Source organism: Chelativorans sp., from assembly GCF_031180965.1.
In the GTDB taxonomy this organism is placed as follows: Bacteria; Pseudomonadota; Alphaproteobacteria; order Rhizobiales; family Rhizobiaceae; genus Chelativorans.
On record NZ_JAPSLH010000007.1, the window covers coordinates 172,974 to 185,825 of the forward strand.

General features: G+C 63.9%; 19 protein-coding genes and 1 tRNA gene. 14 read left to right on the forward strand and 6 right to left on the reverse strand.

All coding sequences use genetic code 11. From position 1 onward, the window contains the following. Positions 1-6: 6 nt before the first annotated feature. On the forward strand, positions 7-810 hold the full coding sequence (locus tag RIN79_RS08105) for a DUF3750 domain-containing protein (protein ID WP_309084128.1): 804 nt from the start codon (positions 7-9) through the stop codon (positions 808-810). Here RIN79_RS08105 and RIN79_RS08110 read toward each other — a convergent pair. Then, positions 753-1,490, reverse strand: a complete 738-nt coding sequence (locus tag RIN79_RS08110) for an SDR family oxidoreductase (protein WP_309084129.1) — start codon at positions 1,488-1,490, stop codon at positions 753-755. The genes RIN79_RS08105 and RIN79_RS08110 overlap by 58 nt on opposite strands. A gap of 213 nt (positions 1,491-1,703) precedes the next feature. Between RIN79_RS08110 and betI the strand changes: the two genes are divergently transcribed. The 4 genes from betI (at position 1,704) to RIN79_RS08130 (ending at position 5,558) form a co-directional block, all read left to right on the forward strand. Next, positions 1,704-2,291 carry a transcriptional regulator BetI gene (gene betI / locus RIN79_RS08115; protein ID WP_309084130.1) on the forward strand — a complete coding sequence of 196 codons (588 nt, stop codon included), beginning with the start codon at positions 1,704-1,706 and terminating at the stop codon, positions 2,289-2,291. After that, complete coding sequence (gene betA / locus RIN79_RS08120; RefSeq protein ID WP_309084131.1) at positions 2,284-3,936, forward strand: choline dehydrogenase; 1,653 nt, start codon at positions 2,284-2,286, stop codon at positions 3,934-3,936. The genes betI and betA overlap by 8 nt, the downstream gene beginning before the upstream one ends. A gap of 13 nt (positions 3,937-3,949) precedes the next feature. Next, a complete protein-coding gene (gene betB, locus RIN79_RS08125; protein WP_309084132.1) occupies positions 3,950-5,413 on the forward strand; it encodes a betaine-aldehyde dehydrogenase in 1,464 nt (487 codons plus the stop codon). A gap of 68 nt (positions 5,414-5,481) precedes the next feature. After that, positions 5,482-5,558 (forward strand) — tRNA-Pro (locus RIN79_RS08130). A 139-nt stretch (positions 5,559-5,697) separates the two neighbouring features. Here RIN79_RS08130 and RIN79_RS08135 read toward each other — a convergent pair. Further along, positions 5,698-5,898 (reverse strand): YlcI/YnfO family protein, encoded by a 201-nt coding sequence (locus RIN79_RS08135; protein WP_309084133.1) that lies wholly within the window; start codon positions 5,896-5,898, stop codon positions 5,698-5,700. An 84-nt stretch (positions 5,899-5,982) separates the two neighbouring features. On the opposite strand from RIN79_RS08135, the gene RIN79_RS08140 reads away from it, so the two are divergent. From RIN79_RS08140 to RIN79_RS08180, 9 genes are all read left to right on the forward strand, one after another. Beyond that, entirely contained in the window at positions 5,983-6,345 is a 363-nt protein-coding gene (locus RIN79_RS08140; protein WP_309084134.1) for a hypothetical protein, read from the forward strand. Next, on the forward strand, positions 6,342-7,013 hold the full coding sequence (locus RIN79_RS08145; protein WP_309084135.1) for an HNH endonuclease signature motif containing protein: 672 nt from the start codon (positions 6,342-6,344) through the stop codon (positions 7,011-7,013). The genes RIN79_RS08140 and RIN79_RS08145 overlap by 4 nt, the downstream gene beginning before the upstream one ends. Continuing rightward, complete coding sequence (locus tag RIN79_RS08150; protein WP_309084136.1) at positions 7,010-7,378, forward strand: thermonuclease family protein; 369 nt, start codon at positions 7,010-7,012, stop codon at positions 7,376-7,378. The genes RIN79_RS08145 and RIN79_RS08150 overlap by 4 nt, the downstream gene beginning before the upstream one ends. Positions 7,379-7,441: 63 nt before the next feature. Beyond that, entirely contained in the window at positions 7,442-7,693 is a 252-nt protein-coding gene (locus RIN79_RS08155; RefSeq protein WP_309084137.1) for a hypothetical protein, read from the forward strand. A gap of 13 nt (positions 7,694-7,706) precedes the next feature. After that, the gene (locus tag RIN79_RS08160) at positions 7,707-7,955 is read left to right on the forward strand and encodes a hypothetical protein (RefSeq protein ID WP_309084138.1); all 249 of its coding nucleotides are present in this window, start codon (positions 7,707-7,709) and stop codon (positions 7,953-7,955) included. A gap of 3 nt (positions 7,956-7,958) precedes the next feature. Next, on the forward strand, positions 7,959-8,639 hold the full coding sequence (locus tag RIN79_RS08165; protein ID WP_309084139.1) for an SOS response-associated peptidase: 681 nt from the start codon (positions 7,959-7,961) through the stop codon (positions 8,637-8,639). 36 nt (positions 8,640-8,675) lie between these two features. Beyond that, positions 8,676-8,816 carry a hypothetical protein gene (locus RIN79_RS08170; RefSeq protein ID WP_309084140.1) on the forward strand — a complete coding sequence of 47 codons (141 nt, stop codon included), beginning with the start codon at positions 8,676-8,678 and terminating at the stop codon, positions 8,814-8,816. 155 nt (positions 8,817-8,971) lie between these two features. Further along, positions 8,972-10,732, forward strand: coding sequence for a DNA ligase D (gene ligD / locus RIN79_RS08175; protein WP_309084158.1), 1,761 nt, complete (start codon positions 8,972-8,974; stop codon positions 10,730-10,732). Continuing rightward, complete coding sequence (locus RIN79_RS08180) at positions 10,729-10,917, forward strand: hypothetical protein (protein WP_309084141.1); 189 nt, start codon at positions 10,729-10,731, stop codon at positions 10,915-10,917. Before ligD ends, RIN79_RS08180 begins: the two co-directional genes overlap by 4 nt. A gap of 439 nt (positions 10,918-11,356) precedes the next feature. On the opposite strand, the gene RIN79_RS08185 is transcribed toward RIN79_RS08180, so the two are convergent. From RIN79_RS08185 to RIN79_RS08200, 4 genes are all read right to left on the reverse strand, one after another. Then, a complete protein-coding gene (locus RIN79_RS08185) occupies positions 11,357-11,698 on the reverse strand; it encodes a hypothetical protein (protein ID WP_309084142.1) in 342 nt (113 codons plus the stop codon). Further along, entirely contained in the window at positions 11,682-12,161 is a 480-nt protein-coding gene (locus RIN79_RS08190) for a hypothetical protein (protein ID WP_309084143.1), read from the reverse strand. The genes RIN79_RS08185 and RIN79_RS08190 overlap by 17 nt, the downstream gene beginning before the upstream one ends. Before the next feature lie 126 nt (positions 12,162-12,287). Next, a complete protein-coding gene (locus tag RIN79_RS08195; RefSeq protein WP_309084144.1) occupies positions 12,288-12,530 on the reverse strand; it encodes a hypothetical protein in 243 nt (80 codons plus the stop codon). Continuing rightward, positions 12,530-12,852, reverse strand: a 323-nt coding sequence (locus RIN79_RS08200; protein WP_309084145.1) for a hypothetical protein, incomplete at its 5' end; no start/stop codon positions are given. The genes RIN79_RS08195 and RIN79_RS08200, both read right to left, overlap by 1 nt.

The following is a 12,852-nucleotide window of genomic DNA, read 5'->3' on the forward strand; positions in this document are numbered from 1 at the left end:
AGCGCCGTGCGTAAAATCAAGCTCCTCCTCAGCCTTATCCTGGTCCTTTTCCTGCTGCCGGCCGGCAGCTTCGCCGGTTGGTGGGCGCTGCAGGACCGGCCCGGCTCCTGGCGCGATGCCGAGTGGAGCTCCTCCGGCCTGCTTCCTCCCGCCACGGAAAGCCGGGAACCTGCCATTTATGTGCTGGCCGCCCGCACCGGCGGGCTGAAGGGCGCGCTCGCCGTCCATACCTGGATCGTGCTCAAGCCGGGGGGCGCGGACTACGAGCGCTACGACAAAGTGGGATGGGGCAATCCGGTGCGGCGCAACGCCTATCCGCCTGACGGACACTGGTATTCCAACCGCCCGTATGTGGTGAAGGCGCTTGTCGGCACCGACGCCGAGCGCCTCATCCCGAAGATGCGCGCGGCGATCGAAAGCTATCCCTATGCCGCGCGCGGCGACTATTCCATCTGGCCCGGCCCGAATTCCAACTCCTTCGTCGCCCATGTGGTAAGCCAAGTGCCGGAACTCGGCGCGCTGATGCCGCCCAACGCCATCGGCCGCGACTTCCGGCCCGGCTGGCTGGTCTTCGAGCATGATGCGGACTGGTCGGATTTCCGCCTCTCGCTCGGCGGCTATGCGGGACTCGCGCTTGGCCTCGATCTCGGCCTCGAGTTCAATTTCCTCGGCCTGGTGGCGGGCCTCGACTTCCTGCATCCGGCGATAAAGCTTCCCGGCCTTGGCCGGATCGATCTGTGGCCGGCGGCCGCTCAGCCGTCGCGCAGCAAGCCGGAAACGGAAAAGCCGCCATCCACCACGAGCGTGTGACCGGTCACGGCGCCCGCCTCGGCGGAAAGTAGGTAGGCCACCGCAGCACCGACCTCCGCCGCCCTTGCGGCGCGGCGCTGCGGTGTGCGTTCGAGCCAGGCGCCCTCGGCCCCGAACTGAGCCGGGCTGTCTGCCGCCTCGACGAGCCCGCAGGCAACGGCGTTGACGCGCACGCCACGGCTTGCAAGCTCCAGCGCCATCACCTCGCCCATCATCCTGACGCCCGCCTGCGAGGCTCCCAGGGCGGCATGGCCGCTATTGGCCCGCAGGCCGCTGACCGAGACGAGATTGACGACGGCGAGCGCATCACCCATCCGCTCCAGCGCGGCTTCGGCGGCGATGAAGGAGCCGACAAGATTGACCTCGAGGATCTGACGGAACAGTTCCGCACTGATCTCCTCGAATGGTGCTTCCCGGCGAAGGCCGGCAGCATTGACGAGGGCGGTGACTGGCCCGAACGCGTCCACCGCCTGGTCGAAAATCTCCGCGATCTCGTCTTCGTCCGTCACATCCGCGGCGAGAAAGATGGCCTCCTCGCCGGCGAGCATGTCCTCCGCCTCGGCGAGCGCCGCCCGGTCAGCATCCACGATCGCCACTTTCCAGCCATCGCCCAGCAGGCGCTCGGCCACGGCAAGCCCCGTCCCCGAGGCGCCGCCGGTGACGAGGGCCACCTCGGTCATTTCAGCGCTGTCCTATGGGAGAGCCCTGCCACGCACCCTCTCCTCCGCTCGCCTCTTGGATAGCATATCGGCGGTGTTTCGTCGTGCTACATGAAGCGGCCGCACGGCCGCAGCCAGGTTTTCCCCTGGTTTCAGCCGCAGCGCACGCAGAGGGTCCGAAGAGTTCCGCGATTTTTTATTGATTGATGGCTCAATCAAAAATAAGCTTTACCCATGCCGAAGATCGGAATGGAACCGCTGCGCCGCCGCGCTCTGATAGACGCCGCCATAAGCGCAATCGGCGAGCGCGGCTCGCTCGATGTCACCATGTCGGACATAGCCGGCCGCGGCGGCGGCACGCCGGCGCTGGCGCATCACTATTTCGGCGCGAAGGAGGACCTGCTCTTCTCCGCGATGCGGCACATCCTGGCGGAGCTCGGGCGGGACCTGCGGGAGGCGGTGGCCGGCCTGTCTGGCGCGGCCCGCATAAGCGCCATCATCGAGGTCAACTTCTCGCCAAAGCAGTTCCGTCCGGAGATCATAGCCGCCTGGCTTGCCTTCTATGTCGAAGCGCAGCGCTCGCCATCGCTCCGCCGCCTCCTGCGCATCTATGCCCGGCGCCTCAACTCAAACCTCCTCTTCGCGCTGAGGCCGCTGATGCCGGCGGCGGAAGCCGCCCGCACCGCCGAAGGCATCGCCGCGCTCGTCGACGGGCTCTATATCCGCCACGCGCTCAAGGACGGCGCGCCGGACGCCGCGTCCGCCATAGCCCTGGTCGAGGACTATCTCGCGCTGCGCCTTGGAGGCAGCCGCCATGCTTGAGGCCGACTATGTCATCGTCGGCGCAGGCTCGGCGGGCTGCGCCCTCGCCTACCGGCTTTCCGAGAGCGGCAAGCATTCGGTCATCGTCATCGAATATGGCGGCAGCGACATGGGGCCCTTCATTCAGATGCCTGCCGCCCTCTCTTTCCCGATGAACATGCGCCGCTACGACTGGGGTTTTCGCACCGAGCCTGAGCCGCATCTGGGCGGCCGAACGCTCGCCACGCCGCGCGGCAAGGTCCTGGGCGGTTCCTCCTCCATCAACGGCATGGTCTATGTGCGCGGCCATGCGCGCGACTACGACCATTGGGCCGAGGCGGGCGCCAAGGGCTGGGCCTTTGCGGACGTGCTCCCTTACTTCAAGCGCATGGAGAATGTGAAGGGCGGCGAGGAAGGCTGGCGCGGCACGGACGGGCCGCTCCACGTCCAGCGCGGCTCGCGCCTCAACCCGCTCTACCAGACGTTTATCGAGGCGGGCCGGGAGGCAGGCTTCGAGATCACCGAGGACTATAACGGCTCGAAGCAGGAAGGGTTCGGGCCGATGGAGCAGACGATCCATATGGGCCGGCGCTGGTCAGCCGCCAACGCCTATCTGCGCCCGGCCCTCAAGCGAAAAAATGTGAGTCTCGTCAGAGGTTTCGCGCGGCGGGTGAGGATCGAGAATCAACGCGCCACCGGCGTCGAGATCGAAGCTCGCAACTCGATTCAAGTGGTTAAAGCGCGGCGTGAGGTGATCATTGCCGCCTCCTCCATCAATTCGCCCAAGCTCCTGATGCTCTCGGGCATCGGCCCAGCGGAGGAACTGCGCGGCTTGGGGCTGGACGTGGTGGCGGATCGGCCCGGCGTGGGGAAAAACCTGCAGGACCATCTGGAGCTCTATATCCAGCAGGCCTGCCGCAAGCCGATCACGCTCCACTCCAGGCTCAACCTCTTCTCCAAGGCGCTGATCGGCGCGGAGTGGCTGTTCTTCAAGTCCGGGCTCGGCGCCACCAATCATTTCGAGGCAGCCGCCTTCGTGCGCTCGCGCGCCGGCGTCGACTATCCCGATATCCAGTACCACTTCCTGCCGGCGGCGATGCGCTACGACGGCAAGGCCGTCGCAAAGATCCACGGCTTCCAGGCCCATGTCGGGCCCATGCGGTCGAAATCCCGGGGTTCGGTCACGCTTGCCTCGCCCGACCCCCGGCAAGCGCCCAAAATCCGCTTCAACTATATGTCGCATGAGGAGGACTGGATCGACTTCCGCCGCTGCATCCGCCTCACGCGCGAGATCTTTTCGCAGCCGGTCTTCGAGGCGTTCTGCGACTACGAGATCTCGCCCGGAAAGCACGTCGAATCGGACGAGGCCCTGGACGACTTCGTCCGCCAGCATGTGGAGAGCGCCTATCACCCCTGCGGCACCTGCAGGATCGGCCGCCGCGACGACCCGATGAGCGTCGTTGACCCCGAACTGAGGGTTATCGGCGTCGAGGGCTTGCGCGTGGCCGACTCCTCGGTCTTTCCGCGCATAACCAACGGCAATCTCAATGCGCCGACGATCATGGTGGGCGAGAAGGCGGCCGACCATATTCTGGACAAAGCGCTGCTGCCTCCTGCAAATCTGCAGCCCTGGATCAACCCGCGCTGGCAGGTTTCCGACCGCTGAAGGAGGGCGAGTAATGCGCGCACAGCCGAAGGCCTCGCACTACATCAACGGCAGTTTCGTTGAGGATACCCAAGGAGAGCCGCTTGAGGTGATCTATCCGGCGACCGCGGAAAGCATCGCCCGGCTGCACCTTGCCACTCCCAATATCGTCGAGCTCGCCGTCGAGGCGGCGCGCGAGGCGCAGGCCTCCTGGGCGCGGCTGAAGCCCACGGAGCGCGGCCGCGTGCTGCGCCGCGCGGCGGAGATCCTGCGCGACCGCAATGAGGAGCTGGCGCGGCTCGAGACGCTCGATACGGGAAAGGCCATCCAGGAGACGCGCGTGGCGGACCCCGCTTCCGCCGCCGACGCGCTCGAATTTTTCGGCTGCGCGGTCGCGGCCCATCACGGCGACCATATCGAGCTCGGCGGCCCCTTCGGCTATACGCGGCGCGAGCCGCTCGGCGTCTGCGTGGGCGTCGGGGCGTGGAACTATCCGATCCAGATCGCGGCCTGGAAGGCGGCGCCGGCACTTGCCGCCGGCAATGCCATGGTCTTCAAGCCGTCGGAAAACACGCCGCTCTCGGCGCTGGCGCTGGCTGAAATCTTCACCAAGGCCGGCCTTCCCGACGGCCTCTTCAACGTCGTCCAGGGCGCCGGCGAGGTGGGAGCCGCGCTCGCCAGCCATCCGGGCGTCGCAAAGATATCGCTCACCGGCTCGGTCGCCACGGGAAAGAAGGTCCTGGCGCTCGCCGGAGAACATATGAAGGCGGCCACGATGGAGCTCGGCGGCAAGTCGCCGCTCATCGTCTTCGACGATGCCGATGTGGAGAACGCGGTCGGCGGCGCGATGCTCGGCAATTTCTATTCCAGCGGCCAGATCTGCTCGAACGGAACGCGCGTCTTCGTGCAGAAGGAAATATATGACCGGTTCCTCGGGCGGCTTACCGAGCGGACCCGCGCCATCCGGCTGGGCGACCCGCTCGATCCGGAGACGCATCTGGGCCCGCTCGTTTCCGCCGCGCAGCGCGACCGGGTTCTCTCCTACATCGAAACCGGCAAAGCGGAGGGTGCGCGCCTTCATCTTGGCGGCTCCGCCCCTCGCCTTCAGGGGTTCGAGAACGGTTTCTTCGTCGAGCCCACCATCTTCACGGACGTGCAGGACCACATGCGCATCGCGCGCGAGGAGATTTTTGGTCCGGTGATGTGCGTGTTTTCCTTCGAGACCGAGGAAGAGGCGATCAAGCGCGCCAACGATACCGAATTCGGCCTTGCCGCGGGCGTCTTCACGCGCGATCTGGCGCGCGCGCACCGGGTGATCGCACAGCTTGAGGCGGGCACTTGCTGGATCAACAGCTATAATCTGACCCCGGTGGAGCTTCCCTTCGGCGGGATGAAAAGTTCCGGCATCGGCCGGGAGAACGCCCTTGCGGCGCTCGACCACTACTCCCAGATCAAGTCGGTCTATGTGGAGACGGGCGACGTCTCCAGCCCTTATTGAATCGTCGCCTGCCGACCTTTCGGCTTGCGAAGGCTTTGTGCGGCGGCTATAAGCCCGCCGTCTGGTCGCGGAGTGTAGCGCAGTCTGGTAGCGCACCTCGTTCGGGACGAGGGGGTCGCAGGTTCAAATCCTGCCACTCCGACCAGAAAAATCAACGGCTTACCCGAAAGCTACAGACCTCCCCATCCGGCCACGCAATGTTTCCGCAATGATTGGGAAGGTTTTGGCATGCTGACCCTCGCCGCCGCCACCGTCATCACCTGCTTACACCTCGCCGCTGTGGACTAAGAGTCCCGCTCAGCTTCCCGGCGTTCCAGTTCGCGTTCGACGGCTTCACGGATGAAGTCGGAACGCTTCTCCTTCGGCTTCAATACGGCATCCATTCGCGCGAGCGTTCCTTCCGGGAAGCGCGCCGGCATCTGCTCGTGATTGATCTGCTTCCTGCCCACCGGTCGGTGGCTACCTGATATCAACAATTCGGTCAATCTCGCCTCCAAAAGAGATATCACCTATTGACGGCGATACCTGATATCACCTAAATAGAAGATATCACCTAAGGAGGCAAGAACATGAAGGAAGTTTGCTACACGGTTCGAGGGGCATGGCCGTTCCCGCTGGACATGCTCCGGCATGACGGTTCACGAGCAGCAAGTCCGGAAGACCAGTCCAAGATCGATCGCTACGCAGCGGATCACGCGCCGGACAGAAGCGTGTTCGAGCCTGTCGAGATCAGCCTTGTTGGCCCGCACAAGCCGAACACGGCGCGCTGGGAGAGCTTCACATGGTCGGTTCCGGCGGACGCTGATTATGCCATGATGAAGGAGCACCGCGCGAGAGGACTAGAACGCAAGAGGCTCCGCGACGCAGCGCTATCTAAACTGTCGCGTGAAGAGCGAGAGGCACTAGAGTGGTATGCCGGGAAGGCGCTATGACCCGCCTCTGCTCGGTCGAAGGGTGCGGCAAGGCCGCCTATTGCACACAAACGGTGTGCCGCAACCACTGGCTTGCTTTAAAAAGATATGGGAACACCGGCCGGATGCGCGACCAGTCGTGTGTGCATTGCGGCGTCATCTACCGAACCAACGAGCCCAAGTCGGTCCACTGCAGCGAGCTTTGCCGCTTTGAAGAGAAGGTCGACAAATCAGCCGGGCACGGACCCGACGGTACTTGCTGGCAATGGACCGGAACCAAACACGGGAAAGGCTACGGCCATTTCAGTTCCGGCCAAGGGTCAGCACGCGTGGTCGACAAGGCGCATCGTGTTGCCTTTCGACTTTATTGTGACCACGAGCCTGGCAACCTGCTCGTCTGCCATACCTGCGACAACCCAGCCTGTGTAAACCCGGATCACCTGTTCCTCGCTACGAACACCGTGAACCTTCTTGACCGTCAAAAGAAGGAGCGCCAAGCTCGCGGCGAGATGGCAGGACGCGCGCGCTTACGCGCCGATGAGGTAAGGGCGATGCGGGCGGGGAAGAAAGAAGCGATCGAGCGAGCGCGATCTAGAGGGGTGTCCGATTCTGCGATCCGGCAGGCCCTCCGCGGGGATTCGTGGAGACACCTCAATTCTGATGCGCCACCGATAAGGCCGACTCGATGAGCGCCGCCGCAACGATCATTTTTTGCGCTTCGCTCATGGCCATAGACGGAGATAGCATCCGCTGCGACGGCGAGAACATGCGCCTGCTCGGCCCCGGCCAGCCGAACAAGTCGGGCATCGACACGCCTGAGATCGGGAACGCGCAGTGCCAAGCCGAGCGCTTCCTCGGCGAGCAGGCGAAGCGCCGCCTCGAGGAACTGCTGCGGCAGGAGGTGAGGATCGAGGACAGCGGGGTGCGCGACCGGTACCGCCGGCCGCTGGTGTGGGTGAGGATGCCGAACGGAGAGGACGTCGGCGAAGTGCTTCTGCGCGAGGGCTATGCCCTGCCCTGGCGGCCGGGGAAGCGTGTCAGCTGGTGCGGTTGACACCCGGAACAAAACAGGAATATATCCCTTTCATTGCGGCGCCCAAAGACACGAGGAACGGTCATGCGCCGCTACATCATCCGCACCCTTCAGGATTTGGTCGACCACGAAATGCAGCTCACGGCCCATTGTGGCTCGGCGTTCTGCGGCCACCACAAGGTGCTGGACCTGAAGGAGATGATCGCCACCTTCGGACCGGACTATTCCTGTATCGGAGACGACAGGCTCAGGAATGCGATCCGCTGCGAGCGGTGCGGTCACAAGGGCGGATCAGTTACCATATCGGTTGTTACGAAAACGCAGCACGTAGCCTAGAGGGGAGAAGCATATGCCCCTACGGCCACCGCGGCAGGACTGGCCTGCTTCCGTCTATTCGGTTGACGAGAATTTCGAGATTGTCGAGGAACTGGCCCAGTGCGCCAATTTCGGCATAGGATATGTCGCCTACAAGAAGGCGCTCCAAATGCGCTCCTATTCGATCGTTCAACTTTGCGAGAAGGGGCGAATCGTCTGGACGGCAAAGACCGGAGGGGTGGACCCGGAGACCGGCAAGGTAACAATTTTGTGGGAGAAGTGACATTTGTGCGGCCGTTTCACCCGATACCTCACCTGGTCCGAGATCCACGGCCTCTACCGCCTGACGCTCGACTGGGAAAAGCAGCGCAATGACGAGCCGAACTACAACGTCTGCCCTACTGACGAGGTGCCCTTCGTCACAGCCGGCGAGAACGGCGCGCAAAAGCTTCACCTGGGCCGCTGGTGGTTGGTGCCATGGTGGGCGAAGGAGATGCCCAAGGCAGCCATGTTCAATGCGCGGATCGAGACGGCCGACAGCTCCGGCGCCTTCAAGGATGCATGGAGGACGACGCGCTGTCTGATCCCAGCCGATGGTTTCTATGAGTGGACAAAGAACCCCGGCGACGACGGCCGCGACCCCTGGCACATTCACCTGCCAGATCATCAGCCGTTCAGCTTCGCCGGCCTCTGGGCCTATAACAAGAGGCTGGACGTGACGAGTTGCACGATCATCACCATGGCGGCGGCTGAGCCGATCTCGCAGCTGCATGATCGTCAGCCCGCCATTCTGGACCCGGCCGCTTATGACGAATGGCTGGACCCTTCCACGCCTGGCGAGACGCTGAAGCCGCTGCTGTTCGAAAGGAATATCGACTCTCAGCTGCGGTTCTACCGCGTCGGCCGGGAGGTTAATTCGAACAAGGCGAAGGGTCCGAAATGCATAGAGCCGGTCAACCCGCTTTGAGTTGGAGGGGAAGAGCAAGTGACACAGGATGAGCCAGTGATCAGGGATTTTGAAGCGCTCAAGGGAAAGAAGTGGGAAGAGGCGACCGAGGAGGAGCGTCGTGATTGGATAGAGGCGCGAGCCGAGCTCATGCAGATCCTGAACCCACCCTTCGATCCGTCAAAGCGGCAGCGCTGAGCGCCCCCCCCCCGGAACGAATCACCCCATCGAAGATTGAGTCCGGTCTGTTTTGAGTACCGGGAGTTCGAGTTTTGGCGATCGGGCGGCGTACAAGTGCCCTTCGTGCGGAGCGGGCGGTTCGATCTGAACCGGCGCACCGGCCGCCGTCTTGGCTGGAGCAATACCGCGACGCGAAACGAGCGCCCTTCCCCGGCTTCATAGAACCATGCCACCCAACGCTGCGCAAGCGGCCGCCCAACGGCAATGATTGGGTGCATGAAATCAAGATCGACGGGTACCGGGCGCAGCTGCACGTCAATGACGGCAAGGTGAGGGTCTACACCCGCACAGGCCTGGACTGGACGGAGCGCTTCGCGCCGATCGCGGAAGCGGCAAAGGTCCTTGCTGGTCGCCAGCTGATCATGGATGGAGAGGCGACGGTCTTCGGCAAGACTGGCCTGCCGGATTTTCAGGCTCTGCGGCGTGAGCTGGGAAAGCGAAGCTCGACCCGCCTGACCTTCCAGGCATTCGATCTGCTCTACCTCGACGGACATGATCTGCGCGACCTCCCGCTGGTCGATCGGAAGGCCCTCCTGAAGGACCTCCTTGGCGAGCAGGCCGGCACATTGGCCTATGTCGATTTCCTCGAGCTGGAGGAAGGCGATCAGGTCTACCGGCACGCCTGCAAACTGGGCCTGGAGGGCATCGTCTCGAAACGTCGGGACGCGCCTTACCGATCAGGGCGGCAGGAAATCTGGATCAAGGCCAAATGCGCCAAACGGGCCTCTTTCCCGATCATCGCATTTGTGGAGAAGCTGGGCGCGCGCCCGCGCCGGATTGCCTCGCTCTATCTCGGCCGATGGGAGGAAGACCGCCTGGTCTATGCCGGCAAGGCTGAAACCGGCTACACAATGGCCGCCGCGCGGGCAATCAGGGAAAGGCTCGACCCGCACATCACCGGCAAGAGCCCGTTGTCTCATCCGATCAAGAAGCCGAAGGCCACCTGGGTCGAGCCAATTGTCGAGGCCGACATTGCGTATGGCGCAGAGACGGATGACGGCCTGCTACGGGAGGCGGTCTTCAAGGGTTTGGTAGAGGAGAGCCAGGCGCCCGTACGCAAGGCCCCGAAAGTCGCGGCAACCCGTAGCGGCGTGCCCAAGGAGAACATTCTACAGCTGCTGCCGGACGCGGTCGTGCCGTCAAAGGAGCAGCTCGCCAACTACTGGACGCGGGTGGCGGACCGCGCACTGGGATTCCTCGGCGGCCGGCCGTTGAAGCTGGTGCGGCACGTTCACGGCACCACGTTCTATCACAAGGGGCCGCTCCCCCCGATCCCGCCGGAGGTGCACCAGCTGCGCATCCAGAAGCGCGAGGGCGGCGAAGGCGTGCGGCTGTGGGTGGACGATCTTGCCGGCCTCTTGGGCTTGGTCGACATCGGTGTCGTCGAAGTGCACCCCTGGGCGGCGGCGATCGACGACATAGAGCATGCGGACACGCTGATTTTCGACCTCGATCCCGGCGAGGGCATTGCGTGGGAGTTCGTGGTCGAGACCGCGCTGAACCTGCGCGATCGGCTGAAGCAGGAAGGTTTCGCGACATGGCCGAAGCTGACCGGCGGCAAGGGCGTTCATCTCATGGCGCCGCTGCCGGAGAAGATGACGCACAACGCAGTGCATGCCTACGCCAAGCGACTGGCTCAGGAGTTCGCCGGAACAGACGACCGCTACACCACTTCCGCGCAGGCTGCGCGTCGCGGGAAGCTCTTCATCGACTATCTCCGCAATGGCCGGGGCACGACCGCGATCGGCACCTATTCGCCACGGGCGAGGTCCGGCTTTCCGGTCGCCGCTCCGGTCACGTGGCGCGACATTGACCGAGGGATGAGACCGGATGCCTTCACCATTGCTCGTCTGCCAAAGCGGAGGCTGAGATGATCACCCTGAACGCATTCTTGAACAAGGACGACACGCAAGTCGCCCTGCAGTTTCCCGAGCTCGACGGCGCGACAGTCACCCTCACCCGCGACGATCTGGACGAGTTCATTGCGGTTCTGAGAAACATCCGCGAGTGCATGCAGCCGTCCGATGCGCAGCCGCCGCAAAACCAACTGCATTCCTAATGAGCGGTCAAGCAGACCGAACCGGGACATAGACGGCAATTCTCCTGCCGTCGGTCAGCGAGACGCAGTTTGCCTCTGTGAAGGCTCCCGCCTCGACATACCTGGGGACTATCTTCAGATCGCTGCCCTCTAGCGGCTCCCCTTGAAGGGGCGTGTAGGGCGCCGATCTCTCCCCGTCAGTCACGATCACCAAGCCGTCTGAGCGCACATCGGCTACCGTAAGGTCATCGCCTTCCATGGTCGCCGACCGGGGCAACGATGCCTGGAATTCCTCGTCGTAAGCTGCTTCTTCGTGCATGCACCCGGAACGGCAGAACGCGAGGGATGTTCCAAAACGAAAAAAGCCCCGCCGGCCGGAGCCAGCGGGGCGAATTGGTACTGAAAGGGATCCCGGGGTGAGGGGCTCCGGTCATCCTAACTGAAGTGCCGGGGAAAAGTTTCACCGCTTCCGGATCGCGTTCCCGAGCTCGCGCATCTCGCGGCGGAGCTCTCCGATCTCCCGCGCCAAGTCTTCGGAGTTCTCGCAGATGGTGTGAAGCACGGCACGGTTGCGCTCCGCCGCCTGACGGTTTTGCACCTGCTCGACATTGTTGGCTTCGATTGCCGCCGCGAGCTGCTTGACCGCGCCACTATCGATCAGCGCTCCCGCGATTTCCATCGTTTGCTCTTCGGGCGGTTTCCGGCGCTGGCCCCACCACAAGCCGAAGGCTGCGAGGATCCCGAGCACGCCGTAGCCGATGAGCTGGGCAATCGGGACGATCTGTTCAGAGTCCAGGTTCATCGCGCTTCACCACCCTCGCCTGCTGTGAAGCACCGACGTCTGCCCATGCTCTGAAGAGGTTCCACGCGTCCTGCGCCATGGCGGCGAGGTAGATCACCATACCGGTCCCGGCTGCGCCATGGTTGAGCCACGCCAGCATCATGCCCAACGCAACCTGTCCCCAGAAGATGCAGGCCGCGAAAGAGGCAAGCCCGCGCATGTGCGGCGAGTATGGGAAAGCTCGGAAGGTGCCGTTGATGACCAGCGCGGTGAGGCGCAGCAGCCCCACCACGAGGCAAATCACGGCCCAAGTGTCCTCATCCGCCATGCGCGCCAGTTCGGAAAAGGAGGGCGCATTCGCGAAGGTGTTTCCGTCACCGGAGAGAACCGCGGCCCAGCCGAGTATGGCGCCGGTCAGCACCCATTCCGAAACACGCTGAGGAAAGTGCTCACGGATGCCTGTCGCCAGGCGAAGAACGATCATCTCCAGCATCCTCTCCCCGCCCCGAACGTGTTGTGAGCCGCCACATGTTCTGCGAAGGGTCGGTCATTGCGGATGATGAAATCGCGCGTCGGTGCTGCCGGCGTCAGCTTGCGCCAGCCGTCGCACTCACTCACAGGTGCCGTCGTCTGACATCCGGCCGCCGAGAGCCCGGCAAAGAGCAGCATCGTCCAGATTGCGAATTGTCTCATCGGTGGAGTTCCTTTCGCGGAGAAGGTCGACGGAGCGCTCGAGCGCGGCACGGCGCTCGTCATTGGCGCCGGCGCGGTAGGCTGCGGTGTGCGACCAGGCGAGACCCGCCAGCACTGCGAGCGCCGCACCCAGCTTGATCCATGTTCCAAGGCCGAACATCACACCGCCTCCGGAATGGCGTCGCCCTCGTCGGTCTGCCGGCTTTTCCACCAGCCGTAAGCGGCCCAGGAGAGGCCACCAAGCACGAGGAGGACCGCGATGATGGTGAGCGCCCCGGACAGCCATTCGAGGCCGGGAACGCCGGCAAGCCGTTCCGCCGCAATGTCTATCTGCTGGCGCGCGGTCTCAATACCAGCCCCGGTGACGACTGCCGCACCGCCCTGCTTCGCCTCTTCGGTCTCCAGCGGCCCCAGCGAGCCCGGAACCTCCTCCGGCGCGACCTTGAACGACGACAGAGCGCGCATGGTCTCGGGACCGGCTA

Coding starts and splice junctions, on each gene's coding strand:
- RIN79_RS08110 (WP_309084129.1), bottom strand. CDS start 1,490: ATGACCGAGGTGGCCCTCGTCACCGGCGGCGCCTCGGGGACGGGGCTT.
- RIN79_RS08195 (WP_309084144.1), bottom strand. CDS start 12,530: ATGTTCGGCCTTGGAACATGGATCAAGCTGGGTGCGGCGCTCGCAGTG.
- RIN79_RS08155 (WP_309084137.1), top strand. CDS start 7,442: ATGCGCCGCTACATCATCCGCACCCTTCAGGATTTGGTCGACCACGAA.
- RIN79_RS08180 (WP_309084141.1), top strand. CDS start 10,729: ATGATCACCCTGAACGCATTCTTGAACAAGGACGACACGCAAGTCGCC.
- betB (WP_309084132.1), top strand. CDS start 3,950: ATGCGCGCACAGCCGAAGGCCTCGCACTACATCAACGGCAGTTTCGTT.
- RIN79_RS08160 (WP_309084138.1), top strand. CDS start 7,707: ATGCCCCTACGGCCACCGCGGCAGGACTGGCCTGCTTCCGTCTATTCG.
- RIN79_RS08140 (WP_309084134.1), top strand. CDS start 5,983: ATGAAGGAAGTTTGCTACACGGTTCGAGGGGCATGGCCGTTCCCGCTG.
- betI (WP_309084130.1), top strand. CDS start 1,704: ATGCCGAAGATCGGAATGGAACCGCTGCGCCGCCGCGCTCTGATAGAC.
- RIN79_RS08185 (WP_309084142.1), bottom strand. CDS start 11,698: ATGAACCTGGACTCTGAACAGATCGTCCCGATTGCCCAGCTCATCGGC.
- RIN79_RS08150 (WP_309084136.1), top strand. CDS start 7,010: ATGAGCGCCGCCGCAACGATCATTTTTTGCGCTTCGCTCATGGCCATA.
- RIN79_RS08145 (WP_309084135.1), top strand. CDS start 6,342: ATGACCCGCCTCTGCTCGGTCGAAGGGTGCGGCAAGGCCGCCTATTGC.
- betA (WP_309084131.1), top strand. CDS start 2,284: ATGCTTGAGGCCGACTATGTCATCGTCGGCGCAGGCTCGGCGGGCTGC.
- RIN79_RS08190 (WP_309084143.1), bottom strand. CDS start 12,161: ATGATCGTTCTTCGCCTGGCGACAGGCATCCGTGAGCACTTTCCTCAG.